Below are 15,850 nucleotides of genomic sequence, written 5' to 3' on the forward strand. Positions count from 1 at the left end.
GAAACAAGTTGCTTTTTGCGAAAGATACCGGACGGAAAACGGGGGTGCAGCAGGATTAACCTTCTTAACACAAACCAGCAGCACGGGATGATTGCCCTTTGCCTGCTGGCAGTGGGATGATTGCTAACTGATATGAATTCTCATTAAAGACAAACGATGCCCACCTCACTCCTCCTCGCCGAAGATGACGCTCGTCTGCGTGAGGACCTGCAGCGCCACTTTCTCAACCGCGGCTTCCGGGTCAACGCCTGCGCCACCGGCACCCAGGCATTGAACGCCGTGCAGCTCGGCCGTTTCGACCTGGTGCTGCTGGACATCATGCTGCCCGGCATCGACGGCCTCAGCCTGCTCGACGAACTGCGCCGCCAGCACGCCGTGCCGGTGATGCTGATGTCGGCGCTGGGGGCCGAGCAGGACCGTATCAGCGGCTTTACCCGCGGCGCGGACGACTACCTGCCCAAGCCGTTCAGCCTGGCCGAGCTGGATGCACGGGTGGACGCCCTGCTGCGGCGCGTGGCGTTCGGCCGCAACTCGCTGGCGCAGCGCGAAGCCGGCCCGCTGATCTACGACCAGTACCTGCAGGACGTAATTCTCGACGGCAAGGCGGCCGGCCTGACCGCTTCGGAGTTCCGCTTGCTGGCCACGCTCAACGCCCACCCCGGTGAGGCCCTGAGCAAGCCGTTCCTGTACCAGACCGTGCTGCACCGGGCCTACACCCGCCTGGACCGCGGCCTGGATGTGCACGTGTGCAACCTGCGCCGCAAACTGGCCGATATCGGCGCCCAGCACCTGCAGATCCAGGCCGTGCGCGGCCAAGGTTACCTGCTGGTCGACACGGAACGCGCCTGATGCGCCGACACCCCTTGTTGTGGAAACTGGCCGCCCTGCAGGTCAGCTTCTGTCTGCTGCTGACCTGGCTGATCTGGACCTGGGGCCTGTCGGTGGAGCGCAGTACCTATTTTCTTTCCCAGGCCGACCAGGACTACCTCGCCCGCTATGCTCAACAGGCCGAACAGGCCTGGCAGCAAGCAGGGGCAACGGGTGCCGAAGCCTTCCGGCGCCAGCTCGAACACGCCGAAGACACCTGGGCGGTACTGCTCGGGCCGCACCTGCAAAGCCTGGGCACCATACCGCTGGACGCCGAAGAGGCCAGCCACCTGACCTTCATGCGCAAGCTCGACTGGCCGATGAGCCGGCGCCTGCAGGATGAACTGCCCTACGTCAGTATCGAGTTCCCGCAACACCCCGAGAACGGACGCCTGGTGATGCAACTGCCCGAACGTTTGCTGCCCACCGGCCTGACCCCCTGGACCCATGTCATCACCCACGGCGTCGCGCCCACACTATTCGCTCTGCTGCTGGGCCTGGCGATCTATCGGCAACTGGTGGTGCCGCTCAACCGCCTGCGCGACCGTGCCGATGCCCTGCGTGCGGACGACCTGGACAGCCCTGGCCTGCCACTGCAGGAGCGCCGCGACGAGCTGGGCGAACTGGCGCAGGCCTTCGAACACATGGCCGGGCGCTTGCGGCAAAGCCTTGAGCAACAGCGCCTGTTGCTGCGCACGTTGTCCCACGAACTGCGCACGCCTCTGGCGCGGCTGCGCATCGCCCACGACAGCGACTTGCCGCCAGCGCAACTGCGCGAGCGCCTTGAGCGTGAAGTCGACGACATGCAGAAGCTGCTCGAGGACACCCTGGACCTTGCCTGGATGGACACCGAGCAGCCGCAACTGCCCACCGAGCCGGTGCTGATGCTTTCGGTGTGGGAAGCGCTGTGCCAGGACATCTGCTTCGAAAGTGGCTGGGACCGCTCGCGCCTGCCCTGTTCCCTGGGCACCGATTGCCGGGTGCAGGTTCACCTGGACAGCCTGGCCCAGGCCCTGGAAAACCTGATGCGCAACGCCATCCGCCATTCGCCTGAAGGCGGCCGGGTCAGCCTCGATGGTTGGCGTGAGGGCGACTACTGGCACCTGCGCCTTAGCGACCAGGGCCCCGGCGTGCCGCAAGCTGACCTCGAACGCATCTTCAAACCCTACCAACGCTTGCCCGACAGCGGCGCAGGCTTCGGCCTGGGGCTGGCCATCGCCCGCCGCGCCATCGAACTGCAAGGTGGCCAGCTGTGGGCCAGCAATGGCCACCCTGGCTTGTGCCTGCATGTGGTGCTGCCGATCGGCGAGGATTGTTTAGAAAGTTAATGCGCTTTACGCCCAAACAGCACTGATTATCATCGGGGTCATTCCGCTTTGCGCGCCTTGCAAAGCCCTGACGAGACGCCTGATGAGCAAGATGACCCTGCCCCTGATCATGGCGCTGGCATTGGCCGCGCCGGTTGCCTTAGCGCAGCCAGCGCGTGAGCAGAAGATGGATACCTCGCTGCTGCAGCGCCAGGATCTGGCCTACCGCTTCAGCCAGCTTGACCTGGATTCGGCCGACGGCCGGCGCCATTACCGCCTGTGGGTCGGCAAGCCGGACCGCCCGGCGCCTGCCGCCGGTTATCCGGTGCTGTGGATGCTCGACGGCAATGCCGCTCTGGGGGCGCTGGATGACCAGCAACTGAGCCAGCTTGCCGCCGGCCAAGCGCCGCTGCTGGTAGCCGTGGGCTACCAGACTGACCAGCGCATCGAGCGCACCGGGCGCACCTTTGACTACACCCCGCCAGTGCCAGGGCAGACCGCGCAGCGCGACCCCCTTACCGGCGAGCCCAGCGGCGGGGTGGATGCGTTCCTTGACCTGCTGATCCAGACGATGCGGCCACGGGTGGCCGGCGTGGCGCCGATCGACCCGCAGCGACAGACGCTGTGGGGGCATTCCTATGGTGGCCTGGCGGTGCTGCATGCTTTGTTCACCCGGCCCGGGGCGTTCAGTGACTATGCGGCGGCCAGCCCGTCGCTGTGGTGGAACGATGGGGCGATCGTGGGTGAGGCGCAGGGGTTTCAACAGCGCCTGGGTGACAGCCGGCCGCGGTTGTTGCTGATGCGCGGGAGTGAGGAGCCGGCGAATCCGCGGATGCCGGTGAAGGGCGATGTGGAGCGGCCGGCGCGTGAGTTGGCGGCTGATCTAGCCAAGGTGCAGGGGTTGCAGGTGCGCTATGAGCGATTCGAAGGGCTTGGGCATGGGCCGATGCTGTCGGCTTCGCTGGGTAAAGTGATCAAAGAAATGTCGCGGTAGGATTCTCTCACGACCGCGTCTCCCAAGACATGTACACCGCCGAAGGTCGTAGAACAGTGGCTTGCCAGCAAGGTGGCACAGTGCTGTATGCTTGGCCGGTCTTCAGGGCGGGGTGAAAGTCCCCACCGGCGGTAAATCGAAAGATGAGCCCGCGAGCGCCCCGGCCATGCCGGGGGTCAGCAGATCTGGTGCGACTCCAGAGCCGACGGTCACAGTCCGGATGAAAGAAGGCGTCAGGCAGGGGCCATTCGGGCGCCCCTGTGCGCGCATTTTGTTCGCCCCGAGACGTTCATCGATCAATCACGAGGAGCGTTTCATGTCCCCTTTGCTGCAAAAACAATTCCCCAATGTCTCCGCCGCCATCGCCGCCTTCCAGGCCGGGCGCCCTGTGCTGCTGCTCGACGATGACGACCGCGAGGACGAAGCCGACATCGTCGCCGCTGCCGAGAACCTGTCGCTGCAGACCATGGCCATGATGATCCGCGATTGCAGCGGCATCGTCTGCCTGTGCCTGGACGAAGCCACCGTCGATGCCCTGCAACTGGCGCCGATGGTGCAAAACAACCAGGCCCGCCACGGCACCGGCTTCACCGTCACCATCGAGGCCGCCGAAGGCGTGAGCACCGGCGTTTCCGCCCAGGACCGCATCACCACCATTCAAGCGGCGCTACGCTCGACCGCCGAGCAACGCCATATCGTCAGCCCGGGCCATGTGTTCCCGCTGCGTGCGCGTGACGGTGGCGTGCTGACCCGTCGTGGGCATACCGAAGGCTCGGTGGACCTGGCGCGCCTGGCCGGCCTGCGCCCGGCGGCGGTGCTGTGCGAGCTGATGAACCCCGATGGCAGCATGGCGCGGGGTGAGCAGGTGGCGGTGTATGCGCGGCAGTACAATTTACCGGTGCTGACGATCGAAGAGCTGGCGCGGTGCCGTGAGGCCATGGTCCAGTTCGAAGCCGAGCCTGCCTGATCTATCGCACGGGGCCGCTTTGCGGCCCATTCGCGGGTAAACCCGCTCCCACACGCTGAACCCGGTGCAGACCTTGTGGGAGCGGGTTTACCCGCGAATGGTCCAGTGATTCCAGCGGAAGTTTGCTCCCCCCGCCCCGCTCTGCTAACGTCGCGCGGTTCTGACCCGCCAACGAGACTGTCGCCATGGCCCGCAAAAAAGCCTCCATCGATTTCGAACAATCCCTCGCCGACCTGCAAGCCCTGGTCGAGCGCCTGGAGAACGGCGAACTGTCGCTGGAAGACTCGCTGGCCGCGTTCGAGCAAGGCATCGCCCTGACCCGCGACTGCCAGGGCGCCCTGGCCCAGGCCGAACAGAAAGTGCAGATCCTGCTGGAACGTGACGGCGAACTGGCCGCGCAGCCGTTCGATGCGGAGCCAGAGGCATGATCACTGCTTACCAGGCCAGCTGCCAGGCCCGTGTCGACGCCGCCCTCGAACCGCTGTTCATCGCCCCGACCAAAGAGCTGGAGCGGCTTTACGCCGCCATGCGCTACAGCGTGATGAACGGCGGCAAGCGCGTGCGCCCGCTGCTCGCCTATGCCGCCTGCGAAGCCCTTGGTGCGCCAGCCGAGCAGGCCAACGGTGCGGCCTGTGCGGTGGAACTGATCCACGCCTATTCGCTGGTGCATGACGACCTGCCGGCCATGGACGACGACGACTTGCGCCGTGGCCAGCCGACTACCCACAAGGCTTTCGATGAAGCCTGCGCGATTCTTGCCGGTGACGGCTTGCAGAGCCTGGCGTTCAGCGCCCTGCTCGACCCACGCCTGAGCCCGCAGGCCGACAGCATCCGCCTGGCCATGGTCCAGGCCCTGGCCAAGGCAGCAGGCCCTGCGGGCATGGTCGGCGGCCAGGCCATCGACCTCGGCTCGGTCGGCCTGAAGCTGGACCAGCAGGCCCTGGCATTCATGCACCGGCACAAGACCGGCGCCCTGATCGAAGCCAGCGTGCGCCTCGGCGCCCTGGCCAGTGCCCGCGCCGAGCAGGCGCAGCTGGATGCGCTGCAGACTTATGCACAGGCCATTGGCCTGGCATTCCAGGTGCAGGACGATATCCTTGATGTGGAAAGCGATACCGCCACCCTGGGCAAACGCCAGGGCGCCGACATCGCCCGCGACAAACCAACCTACCCGGCATTGCTCGGGCTGGAAGCGGCCAAGGCCTACGCAATCGAGCTGCGCGACCAGGCGCTGGTCGCCCTGCAAGGCTTTGGCGAAGCCGCCGAGCCGCTGCGGGCGTTGGCGCGCTATATCGTCGAACGCCGCCACTGATTGAATGGGGCCGCAGCGCGGCCCTTCGCGGGCAAGCCCGCTCCCACAGGGGCAGCTTTTCCCACAATGGGGTAAACTGCCGCGTCTTCACATCTATAACGACTCGCCTGATGCCCACGACGTTTCAAGAGATCCCCCGCGAACGCCCGGTCACGCCGTTGCTCGACCGCGCTGACACGCCTGCCGGCCTGCGCCGGCTGGCCGAAGCCGACCTGGAGACCCTGGCCGACGAGTTGCGCCAGGAGTTGCTCTATACCGTTGGTCAGACCGGTGGGCATTTTGGCGCCGGCCTGGGCGTCATCGAGCTGACGATCGCGCTGCACTACGTCTTCGACACGCCGGATGACCGGCTGGTGTGGGACGTCGGCCATCAGGCCTACCCGCACAAGATCCTCACTGGCCGCCGCAACCGCATGCTCAGCCTGCGCCAGAAAGACGGCATCGCCGCCTTCCCGCGTCGCAGCGAGAGCGAATACGACACCTTCGGCGTCGGCCACTCCAGCACGTCGATCAGCGCTGCGCTGGGCATGGCCATAGCCGCCCGTCTGCAGAACAGCGCCCGCAAGTCGATCGCCGTGATCGGCGATGGTGCCCTTACTGCCGGCATGGCCTTCGAAGCGTTGAACCACGCCCAGGAAGTCAACGCCGACATGCTGGTGATCCTCAACGACAACGACATGTCGATTTCGCGAAATGTCGGCGGCCTGTCCAACTACCTGGCCAAGATCCTCTCCAGCCGCACCTACGCGAGCATGCGCGAGGGCAGCAAGAAGGTGCTGTCGCGCCTGCCCGGTGCCTGGGAAATCGCCCGTCGTACCGAGGAATACGCCAAAGGCATGCTGGTGCCGGGCACGCTGTTCGAAGAGCTGGGCTGGAACTACATTGGCCCGATCGACGGCCATGACCTGCCGACCATGATCGCCACCCTGCGCAACATGCGTGACCTCAAAGGCCCGCAGTTCCTGCACGTGGTGACCAAGAAAGGCAAAGGCTTCGCCCCGGCCGAAGTCGATCCGATCGGCTACCACGCCATCACCAAGCTCGAACCCGCCGACAAGCCGGCTGCGCCGAAAAAGGTCAGCGGGCCGAAGTACTCTGCAGTGTTCGGCCAGTGGCTGTGCGACATGGCCGCCGCCGACAATCGCCTGGTGGGCATCACCCCGGCGATGAAGGAAGGCTCCGACCTGGTCGATTTCAGCGAACGCTACCCCGAGCGCTACTTCGACGTGGCGATCGCCGAACAGCACGCGGTGACCCTGGCCGCAGGCATGGCTTGCGAAGGCAGCAAGCCGGTGGTGGCGATCTACTCCACCTTCCTGCAGCGTGGCTACGACCAGCTGATCCACGACGTGGCGGTGCAGAACCTCGATGTGCTGTTCGCCATCGACCGTGCCGGCCTGGTCGGCGAAGACGGTCCGACCCACGCTGGCGCCTATGACCTGTCGTACCTGCGCTGCATCCCAGGCATGCTGGTGATGGCCCCGAGCGACGAGAACGAACTGCGCAAGATGCTCAGCACCGGCCACCTGTACAACGGCCCGGCCGCTGTGCGCTACCCGCGCGGCACCGGCCCGAATGCACCGATCAGTGGCGACCTCGAACCGTTGGAAATCGGCAAAGGCGTGGTGCGCCGCCGTGGCGAGAAAATCGCCCTGCTGGTGTTCGGCGTGCAGTTGGCCGAGGCGCTGCAAGTGGCCGGGCAGATCAACGCCACCGTGGTCGACATGCGCTTCGTCAAACCGCTCGACGAGGCCCTGGTGCTGGAGCTGGCTGCCAGCCATGAGCTGCTGGTGACCATTGAAGAGAACAGCATCATGGGCGGCGCCGGAGCGGCCGTGGGCGAATTCCTGGCCCGTGAGGGCGTGGTCAAGCCGCTGCTGCACCTGGGGCTGCCGGATATCTATGTCGAGCATGCCAAGCCGGCGCAGATGCTGGCCGAGTGTGGGCTGGATGCCGCTGGCATCGAGGCCTCGGTGAAAGCCCGCATGGCCAAGCTCGGGCTGTAAATTTTGGGGCCGCTTTGCGGCCCTTTCGCGACACAAGGCCGCTCCTACAAGGATCGCGCAATCCTGTGTAGGAGCGGCCTTGTGTCGCGATCGAGGGCGCAGCCCTCGCAAAATGGAACAGCCAATGAAAACCTCAACCCTTGCCACCCTGCTTTGCCTCCCCATTCCGTTGCTGGCCGCCGAGCGCGACGACGCCCTCAAGCTCCCCGACATCCTGATCAGCGCCAACCGCCAGGTCGAATCGCGCAGCGCCACCAGCGCCGCCAACACCGTCTTCACCCGCGCCGACATCGACCGCCTGCAACCGGGCAGCGTCACCGACCTGCTCACCCGCGTGCCTGGCGTGCAAGTCGCGCCCACTGGCGGCCGCGGCAGCCTGCCTGGCATCTTCATCCGGGGCACCAAGGCCGCCCAGAGCCTGGTGCTGGTCGATGGCGTGCGTATCGCCAATGCCACCTCCGGCGACAGCGGCCTGCAGTTTCTCGATGTCGACCAGATCGAACGCGTCGAAGTGCTGCGCGGTTCGCGCTCGGCGGTGTATGGCAGCGATGCCATTGGTGGGGTGATCCAGATCTTCACTCGCCGCAGCAGCGGCCCCGGCCTGCAACCCCGCTTGCGCCTCGCGACGGGCAGCAACCAGACGTTCCAGCGCAGCCTGGGGCTGTCTGGCGGTGACGATGCCACCCGCTTCAATCTGGGCGCCAGCCTGGATGAGACGGCGGGTATCGACTCGACTGGCCCGTCGTTCGCCAGCGACGGCGACCACGACGCCTACCGCAACAAGTCGCTCAACCTGAGCCTGAGCCATACCTTTGGCGAGCGCTTCGAAGCCGGCCTGAACCTGCTCGACAGCCGCGGGCGCAGCGAATACGACAACCCGTTCGGCCGCTTCGATCCGGTCACTTTCCAGAGCTTCGGGCAAAAGCCCTACACCGACTTCAGCGTCAGCAGCCTGGGCAGCTATTTCGATGCCCAGCTCAACGACCGCTGGCATTCGCGCCTGGAAATCGCCCACAGTGAAAACCGCGACGACAAGCGCGACAAGCTCAGCGACGAGCGCTTCGTGTTCAACACCTACCGCGACCAGGTTACGTGGCAAAACGACCTGGCCCTGGCCGAGCGGCACAACCTGCTGCTGGGCGGGGACTGGTACGAAGACCGCGTGCACGGTAGCACCGATTTCACCGAGGACAGTCGCTGGAACCGCGCGGCGTTCATCCAGCACCGCTACAGCGGCGAAGACTTTTCCACGGAGCTTGGGGTACGCCACGACGACAACCAGCAGTTCGGCGGCCAGACCACTTGGAGCGGCAGCCTCACCGTGCCGCTCAATGCTCGCAATGACGTGCTGCTGTCCTACAGCGAAGGCTTCCGCGCCCCGACCTTCAACGACCTGTACTACCCGCAGTTCAGCAACCCGGACCTCAAGCCCGAGCGCTCGAAGAGCTATGAAGTACAGTGGCGCAGTCAGCTGAGCCGCGACAGTCGCCTGGAAACATCGCTGTACCGTACCGACCTGCGCGATGCGATCATCTTCGGCCAGGACTCGATTCCGCAAAATGTCGCTTCGGCGCGTATCAACGGCCTGGAGATCGCGCTGGACCAGCAATGGGGCCAATGGCGCAGCCAACTTGGCCTGGCGCTGATCGACCCACGCGACCGGGATAGCGGCCACACCCTCGCCCGCCGCGCCCGCCGTACCCTGAGCCTGGACCTGGACCGCCAGTTCGAGCGCTTCGATGTGGGCGCCAGCTGGCAAGCCGTGAGCGCCAGCTACGACGACGAGGCCAACCGCAATCGGCTCGGTGGCTCCGGCCTGTTGGGCCTGCGTGCGGGCTGGCTGGCAACCGATGAACTGAAACTGGAAGTGAAGCTGGATAACGTGCTGGACAAGGACTACAGCCGGGCACTCTACAGTTTTGACGGGGCCAGCTACGGCTACCGCGAAGAAGGCCGCACCGCGCTGTTCAGTGTCACCTGGACGCCGGCACGCTAGCCGCGAGCAGCGCGCACAGTCGGGCAGTGGCTTCGATCATCTGCCCGCTGGGCCGCTCCAGGCCCTTGTCCGGCACTACCAGCAAGCCCTTGCCTGCCACCGCGCTCAGCCGTGGCCAGGCCTTCCAGCTCGCCAACTGCGCCTCGTCACCCGCCAGGATCACTTGTGGGTCGCGGATCAGTACCGACTCGACATTCACCTGCGGTGCCGGCTGGTCCAGATCGGCAAAGACATTGTGCGCCCCACATACCGCCAGGGCATCGCTGACCACCTGCCGTCCGCCCAGTGTGTACAGCGGCCGGTCCCATACCTGATAGAACACCCGCAGCGGTTGCCCGCGCCGGTATTGCTGGCGCAGTTGCTGCAGGCGCGCGCGCAGGGCTTGCACGTAGGGCCGGCCTTGCCCACCTCGTCCGATGCGCACGGCAATTTCCTCGATCTGGTCGAGCAACTGGTTCAGGTCGTGGGGTTCGGCGCTGTAAGTGGCAATGCCCAGGCGCGTGAGCTGGTCGCGCTGGGCCGGCGCCACGCTGCCGGGCCAGAGCAGCAACAGGTCGGGCTTGAGGCTGAGCAGGGTTTCCATGTCCAGCTGGCCGTGGCGGCCGACCGAAGGCAGCCGCTGCAAGGCTGGCGGCCGCTCGCCGCCATCGAGCACACCCACCAGCAGGTCATCGGCGTGCAATTCGAGCATGATTTCGCTCATCGACGGCGCAAGGCTGACCACGCGCATAGGCTCGTCTGCCTTTGCGGCAAGGGCGAACAGCGCCAGCAGGTAGAACAGGACGCGCATCAGCCCAGCTGACGCGGAATACGGTAGAGGTAAAGCAGCACCACGGTGGACAGTGCCAGGAGGAACTGCGGCACTGCCTCAAGCCCGACCAGCACAGACAGCGCAGCAACCCAGGCCGGGAAGCAGGCGAACAGCATGGCCATGCGCCGCACCCGCGCCAGGACGATCCAGGCGTCCGGCTCTTCAGCCGTGCCGAGCACCTTCGAGGTGGCAATCAGGGCCCGCTTGTAGGCGCCGAAGCGCGGCAGGCTGAGGAACAGGGTTGCGGCGCCGGCGATGAACAACGGCATCGCCAGCACCGGAATCAAAGCATCGCCACCGCCAAAAGCCCAGGCCATCACTGGCAGCGGTACCAGGCCGACTGCCAGGTACTGCCACCAGGCCAGCGCCAGGCGCCGCTTGACCTCACCCCGGGTCACGCCTGGGGCACCTCGCCCTGGTGTTCATTACCCAGCATGTGGCCGAGCTTGCCGGCCTTGGTCGCCAGGTAGTAGCGATTGTGCGGGTTGTGGCCGGTGTGCAGCGGCACGCGCTCGGCGACCTTGATGTTCATGTCGGTCAGCGCCTTGACCTTGCGTGGGTTGTTGGTCATCAGACGCAGCGATTTGACGCCCAAGTGCTCCAGCATGGGCAGGCACATGGCGTAGTCGCGCTGATCCGCGGCAAAGCCCAGGCGCTCGTTGGCCTCGACGGTGTCGGCACCACCATCCTGCAGCTCATAGGCACGGATCTTGTTCAGAAGGCCGATGCCGCGGCCTTCCTGACGCAAGTACAGCAGCACGCCACGGCCTTCGCGGGCGATCGCCTGGAGCGCGGCTTCCAGCTGCGAACCGCAGTCGCAGCGCTGGCTGAACAGGGCATCGCCGGTCAGGCACTCGGAGTGCAGGCGCCCCAGCACCGGCTCGCCGTCGGCGATGTCACCCAGGCTGAGCACCACGTGCTCACGGCCAGTGGCTTCGTCGAGAAAGCCATGCATGGTGAAGATCGCAAAGGGAGTCGGGAGTTTCGAGGCGGCAACAAAGACGACGGGCACGTTGTGCTCCTGGATTAAGTAGGAAATTTCTCGTGAGCCGATTGTATCAGCAGGTCGCTGCGTGTGCGCTCGTTGAATACCGTGGCTTAAGATCGAAAAGTTCGATGCTTAGCTGCCTCCCGTCCTCTGCCCTGCGCTCCCACAGGGACCTACGCAGGTCATCAGACTGTGGTCCTACTGTGGCTTGCTGTTCGCAGTGAAGGGGTACGGCTGCTTCCAGTGCTCGAAGATCGGCTTCAACTCGCCGCTGTGCACCAGCTCGGCCATGCGCCTGTCGAACAGGTCGCGCAGGGCCTTGGCGTGCTCGGTCCTGGCAAACGCCAGGTACAAGGGCAGTTCGGCTACATGGGTGCTGCGAAAACGCTCAGGCTGCGAGGCCTGCCCGAGCACATAGTCGACTTCGGTCTGCGCATCGATGTAGAAATCCACACGCCCGTGCTCAAGCATCGGCAGGATGCCTTCGCGGCGCTGGATTTCGCGGAAATCGTGCGCGTTGGGCAGGTAGCTGCCGTAGTCATAGCCGCGCACCCAGGCCAGGCGGTAACGGCCGACAGTGGCCAAGGTCGGCACCGGCTTGCTGGCCAGGCCAAGGGCATAGATGTGGTCCATATCAAAATGCCAGCGCGGATACAGGTTGTCGCTGATCTCTTCCTTGTAGGACCCGACCCAGGCATCCGCCTCGCCACGTTTGACCAGGCCAACCGCACGGCTGTACGGCGCGCTCTGGGTCACCACCTTGACCCCGGCAGGCTCGAACACCTTGCGCAAGACATCCCAGGCCACACCGCTGCCATCGGCGTTGGTGTAGTCGATCCACGCTTCGCTGACCAGATGAATCTGCCTGGGTAATGCATCGGCCGCCATCGCCCAGGGGGCGACGCTCAGCATCATTGCCAGCAGCACAGTCCTTATGGCCATCGGAACGCTCCCTGCTTCAGCCTACCGCCCACACCAGAATCTGCATGCCCAGCCAAGCAAATACACCGGCCAGGATATCGTCGAGCATGATCCCGACACCCCCGTGCACATGGCGATCGATCCAGCGAATCGGCCATGGCTTGAGGATGTCGAAGAAGCGGAACATCAGGAAACCCGCAAGCAGCCACTGCCACCCTTCCGGCACCAGCCACAGGGTGATCCACATGCCGACCATCTCGTCCCAGACAATGCCTTCGTGGTCGTGCACACGCAAGTCGTTGGCGACCTTGCCGCACAGCCAGAAGCCGAACAGCATGGTCACACCCAGCAACAGCCAGTAGCCCCAGTCGGGCAGCATCTGCCACAGCGGGATGAACGGGATTGCTACCATCGAGCCCCAGGTGCCGGGCGCCTTGGGCAGGGTGCCGGAGCCGAAGCCGAAAGCGATGAAGTGCCACGGGTTGCGCCAGACCGAGGGCGGAACGAACTCCGCAGGCACCTGGTTGGGGTGGTCGGTCACGGTGTCTCCCTAAAGTGTTGATAGCCCCGTTTGACCGGGGTGATGTCCTGGCCCTGCGGGTCGCGCAGGGTCACACCCTGGCCTTCGAGAACGCGGCCGATGACCTGTACCTCGGCAAAATCGAGGTCGGCCAGCGGGGCGAGCGCGGCAGGCGGCAGGGTGAAAACCAGTACGTAGTCGTCGCCGCCGGTCAACGCTGCCTGCCGAGCCGCATCGTGGCCAAGGAAGGCTTCCAGAGCAGCAGACACTGGCACCTGGGCCAGGTTCACCTCGAGTGCGACCCCGGATGCCTTGGCGATATGCCCACAGTCAGCGAGCAGGCCATCGGAAATATCCAGCGCCGCCGTAGCCCGGCCGCGCAAGCGTTGGCCAAGGCAGAGCTGCGGCATCGGTGACCAATAGTGGTCGAGCAGCGGTTTGGCCAGTTCGGCCGCTGCCTCGCGCTCACCCAGTACCAGCGGCAATGCCCCTGCCGCATTGCCCAGCACACCACCGACGCAAAGCAGGTCGCCCGGCCGAGCGCCGCTGCGGCGCAACGCCTGCCCGGCCGGCACTCGACCGAACACGGTGATGGTGATGCTCAGCGGGCCGCGGGTGGTATCCCCACCGATCAGGCTCATGCGGCAACGCTGGGCCATGCGGCCGAGGCCGTCGGCATAGGCCGCCAGCCAGTCGGCGCCGACATCAGGCAGGGTCAGGGCAAGGGTAAAGCCGATCGCCGTCGCGCCCATGGCTGCCAGGTCACTGGCCGCCACGGCCAACGAGCGCTGGCCAAGCAGCAGCGGATCGCAAACAGCGGGGAAATGCACCCCGGCGACCAGGGTGTCGGTCGACACCGCCAGTTGTTCGCCAGGCGGGAGGTCCAGCAAGGCACAGTCGTCGCCGATACCCAGGGCCACGCCCTCACCGCCCTGCGCACAAGGCGCGGCGGCGAAGTAATGGTTGATCAGCTCGAACTCACCCATGGGCAGGCAGCGCCAGGATCAGCGCTTGTTCGCCTTGACTTCTGCTTCACGCAGGGCCGGGGCGAGCTTGTCCAGCACACCGTTGACGAACTTGTGGCCATCGGTGGCGCCGAAGACCTTGGCCAGCTCCACGCCTTCGTTGATGACCACGCGGTACGGTACGTCGACGCGCTTGATCAGTTCCCAGGTGGACAGGCGCAGCACGGCCAGCTCGACCGGGTCGAGCTCTTCCAGTGCGATGGACAGGCACGGCTTCAGCGCGCCGTCGATTTCGCCTTTGATCGCTGGGACCCCGTGGAGGATCTCGCGGAAATAGGCACCGTCGACATCGGTGAAATCGTTATCGACCCGGAACTGCGCTTCGATCTCGTTCAGCGAATGCTGGGCCATGTGCCACTGGTACAGGGCCTGGGTCGCGAGCTTGCGGGCTTCGCGGCGCTTGGCGCTCTTCGAGGGCTTGCCGGCATCCGCAGGTTTTGGATCGCGCGGGTTGAAACGATCGCTTTCGTCGCTAATCACTTGGCCTCCAACTGCGCCAGCAGGCTGACCATTTCCAGAGCGGACAGGGCAGCTTCACCGCCTTTGTTGCCAGCCTTGGTGCCGGAGCGTTCGATGGCTTGTTCGATGGAGTCGACGGTCAGAACGCCGAAGGCCACCGGTACGCCGAACTCCATGGACACCTGGGCCAGGCCCTTGGTGCATTCGCCCGCCACGTATTCGAAGTGCGGGGTACCGCCACGGATCACGGCGCCCAGGGCGATGATCGCGTCGTATTCGCCTTGCTGGGCGACTTTCTGTGCCACCAGCGGGATTTCGAAGGCGCCCGGGGCACGAATGATGGTGATGTCGCTTTCGCTGACACCGTGGCGTACCAGGGTATCAACGGCGCCGCTTACCAGGCTTTCGACAACGAAGCTGTTGAAGCGGCCAACCACCAAAGCATAGCGACCTTTGGGGGCGATGAAGGTACCTTCGATGGTCTTCAGGGTCATTCCGATATTCTCATCTTCAAGAGCGAGGCCGCTTACAAGCGGCCTCGACAGGGGTCTGGACTCGAGCTCAGGGCGTCAATGCCGCCTCAAGTCACTCGGAGGGCACGTATTCTACAACTTCCAGATCGAATCCGGATATCGCATTGAACTTCATCGGCGAACTCATCAGGCGCATCTTGCGCACGCCAAGGTCGCGCAGGATCTGCGAACCGGCACCGACGGTGCTGTAGGTGGTCGGCGTCTTGGCCTGTGCATCGCCCGCGCTTTCGCGGATGTGCGCCAGCAGCACGTCGCCGTCCAGCGGGTGGCCCAGCAGCAGTACCACGCCACTGCCCGCCTCGGCCACGGCGGCCATGGCCGCGCGCAGGCTCCAGCGGCCCGGCTGCTTGACCAGCAGCAGGTCACGCAGGGGGTCCATGTTGTGAACGCGCACCAGGGTCGGCTCTTCGGCGCAGATGTTACCCAGGGTCAGGGCCATGTGCACGTCGCCTTCCACCGAGTCTCGGTAGGTGACCAGGTTGAACTCGCCCAGCTCGCTCTCGATCGGCTGCTCGGAGACACGCTGCACGGTGCGCTCGTGGATCATGCGGTAGTGGATCAGGTCGGCGATGGTGCCGATCTTCAGGCCGTGTTCGGCGGCGAACACTTCCAGTTCGGCGCGGCGCGACATGGTACCGTCGTCGTTCATCACTTCGCAGATCACGCCGCTCGGCTCGAAGCCGGCCATGCGCGCCAGGTCGCAAGCCGCTTCGGTATGGCCGGCGCGGGCCAGGGTGCCACCCGGCTGGGCCATCAGCGGGAAGATGTGGCCTGGGCTGACGATGTCTTCGGCCTTGGCGTCCTTGGCAGCGGCAGCCTGCACGGTACGTGCGCGGTCTGCGGCGGAGATGCCGGTGGTGACGCCTTCGGCGGCTTCGATCGACACGGTGAACTTGGTGCCGAAGCCCGAACCGTTGCGCGGCGCCATCAGCGGCAGTTTCAGGGTTTCGCAGCGCTCGCGGGTCATCGGCATGCAGATCAGGCCGCGGGCGTGCTTGGCCATGAAGTTGATGTGCTCAGGCAGGCAGCACTCGGCCGCCATGATGATGTCGCCTTCGTTCTCGCGGTCTTCGTCATCCATGAGGATGACCATTTTGCCCTGGCGGATGTCTTCGACCAGTTCTTCGATGCTGTTGAGCGCCAC

17 protein-coding genes and 1 riboswitch are annotated in these 15,850 nt (G+C 65.3%); of the genes, 8 read left to right on the forward strand and 9 right to left on the reverse strand.

Features of this window, described 5'->3' with window-relative positions; all coding sequences use genetic code 11:
- Positions 1-156: 156 nt before the first annotated feature.
- From ACQKPS_RS22565 to ACQKPS_RS22600, 8 genes are all read left to right on the forward strand, one after another.
- Entirely contained in the window at positions 157-849 is a 693-nt protein-coding gene (locus tag ACQKPS_RS22565) for a response regulator transcription factor (RefSeq protein ID WP_254481595.1), read from the forward strand.
- Entirely contained in the window at positions 849-2,195 is a 1,347-nt protein-coding gene (locus ACQKPS_RS22570; protein ID WP_254481596.1) for a HAMP domain-containing sensor histidine kinase, read from the forward strand. The genes ACQKPS_RS22565 and ACQKPS_RS22570 overlap by 1 nt, the downstream gene beginning before the upstream one ends.
- A gap of 82 nt (positions 2,196-2,277) precedes the next feature.
- Entirely contained in the window at positions 2,278-3,168 is an 891-nt protein-coding gene (locus ACQKPS_RS22575) for an alpha/beta hydrolase (RefSeq protein ID WP_254481597.1), read from the forward strand.
- A gap of 94 nt (positions 3,169-3,262) precedes the next feature.
- A riboswitch (FMN riboswitch) is annotated at positions 3,263-3,404 on the forward strand.
- A gap of 80 nt (positions 3,405-3,484) precedes the next feature.
- Positions 3,485-4,135 carry a 3,4-dihydroxy-2-butanone-4-phosphate synthase gene (gene ribB, locus ACQKPS_RS22580; RefSeq protein ID WP_427605655.1) on the forward strand — a complete coding sequence of 217 codons (651 nt, stop codon included), beginning with the start codon at positions 3,485-3,487 and terminating at the stop codon, positions 4,133-4,135.
- A gap of 185 nt (positions 4,136-4,320) precedes the next feature.
- Entirely contained in the window at positions 4,321-4,563 is a 243-nt protein-coding gene (locus ACQKPS_RS22585) for an exodeoxyribonuclease VII small subunit (RefSeq protein WP_008092375.1), read from the forward strand.
- Entirely contained in the window at positions 4,560-5,447 is an 888-nt protein-coding gene (ispA, locus tag ACQKPS_RS22590; RefSeq protein WP_283725247.1) for a (2E,6E)-farnesyl diphosphate synthase, read from the forward strand. The genes ACQKPS_RS22585 and ispA overlap by 4 nt, the downstream gene beginning before the upstream one ends.
- Positions 5,448-5,557: 110 nt before the next feature.
- Complete coding sequence (gene dxs, locus ACQKPS_RS22595) at positions 5,558-7,453, forward strand: 1-deoxy-D-xylulose-5-phosphate synthase (protein ID WP_254481600.1); 1,896 nt, start codon at positions 5,558-5,560, stop codon at positions 7,451-7,453.
- Positions 7,454-7,577: 124 nt separating this feature from the next.
- Entirely contained in the window at positions 7,578-9,449 is a 1,872-nt protein-coding gene (locus ACQKPS_RS22600) for a TonB-dependent receptor domain-containing protein (protein ID WP_254481601.1), read from the forward strand.
- Here ACQKPS_RS22600 and ACQKPS_RS22605 read toward each other — a convergent pair.
- The 9 genes from ACQKPS_RS22605 to ribBA all read right to left on the reverse strand — a co-directional run bounded on the left by ACQKPS_RS22605 (position 9,427) and on the right by ribBA (position 15,850).
- A complete protein-coding gene (locus tag ACQKPS_RS22605) occupies positions 9,427-10,239 on the reverse strand; it encodes a cobalamin-binding protein (protein ID WP_254481602.1) in 813 nt (270 codons plus the stop codon). The two genes, ACQKPS_RS22600 and ACQKPS_RS22605, sit on opposite strands and share 23 nt — an antisense overlap.
- Positions 10,239-10,658 (reverse strand): MFS transporter, encoded by a 420-nt coding sequence (locus ACQKPS_RS22610; protein ID WP_254481603.1) that lies wholly within the window; start codon positions 10,656-10,658, stop codon positions 10,239-10,241. The genes ACQKPS_RS22605 and ACQKPS_RS22610 overlap by 1 nt, the downstream gene beginning before the upstream one ends.
- Positions 10,655-11,272 (reverse strand): GTP cyclohydrolase II, encoded by a 618-nt coding sequence (gene ribA, locus ACQKPS_RS22615; RefSeq protein ID WP_085677098.1) that lies wholly within the window; start codon positions 11,270-11,272, stop codon positions 10,655-10,657. The genes ACQKPS_RS22610 and ribA overlap by 4 nt, the downstream gene beginning before the upstream one ends.
- Before the next feature lie 174 nt (positions 11,273-11,446).
- Positions 11,447-12,190 (reverse strand): substrate-binding periplasmic protein, encoded by a 744-nt coding sequence (locus ACQKPS_RS22620; protein ID WP_427605656.1) that lies wholly within the window; start codon positions 12,188-12,190, stop codon positions 11,447-11,449.
- Positions 12,191-12,206: 16 nt separating this feature from the next.
- The gene (locus tag ACQKPS_RS22625) at positions 12,207-12,710 is read right to left on the reverse strand and encodes a phosphatidylglycerophosphatase A family protein (RefSeq protein ID WP_054886553.1); all 504 of its coding nucleotides are present in this window, start codon (positions 12,708-12,710) and stop codon (positions 12,207-12,209) included.
- The gene (thiL, locus tag ACQKPS_RS22630) at positions 12,707-13,675 is read right to left on the reverse strand and encodes a thiamine-phosphate kinase (protein ID WP_254481605.1); all 969 of its coding nucleotides are present in this window, start codon (positions 13,673-13,675) and stop codon (positions 12,707-12,709) included. The genes ACQKPS_RS22625 and thiL overlap by 4 nt, the downstream gene beginning before the upstream one ends.
- Positions 13,676-13,693: 18 nt before the next feature.
- The gene (nusB, locus tag ACQKPS_RS22635; RefSeq protein WP_060509621.1) at positions 13,694-14,194 is read right to left on the reverse strand and encodes a transcription antitermination factor NusB; all 501 of its coding nucleotides are present in this window, start codon (positions 14,192-14,194) and stop codon (positions 13,694-13,696) included.
- Positions 14,191-14,667, reverse strand: coding sequence for a 6,7-dimethyl-8-ribityllumazine synthase (gene ribH, locus ACQKPS_RS22640; RefSeq protein WP_027917814.1), 477 nt, complete (start codon positions 14,665-14,667; stop codon positions 14,191-14,193). Before ribH ends, nusB begins: the two co-directional genes overlap by 4 nt.
- A 91-nt stretch (positions 14,668-14,758) precedes the next feature.
- A complete protein-coding gene (gene ribBA, locus ACQKPS_RS22645; RefSeq protein WP_254481606.1) occupies positions 14,759-15,850 on the reverse strand; it encodes a bifunctional 3,4-dihydroxy-2-butanone-4-phosphate synthase/GTP cyclohydrolase II in 1,092 nt (363 codons plus the stop codon).

Source organism: Pseudomonas sp. NPDC086566 (assembly GCF_050280885.1).
GTDB classification, from domain to species: Bacteria; Pseudomonadota; Gammaproteobacteria; order Pseudomonadales; family Pseudomonadaceae; genus Aquipseudomonas; species Aquipseudomonas vlassakiae.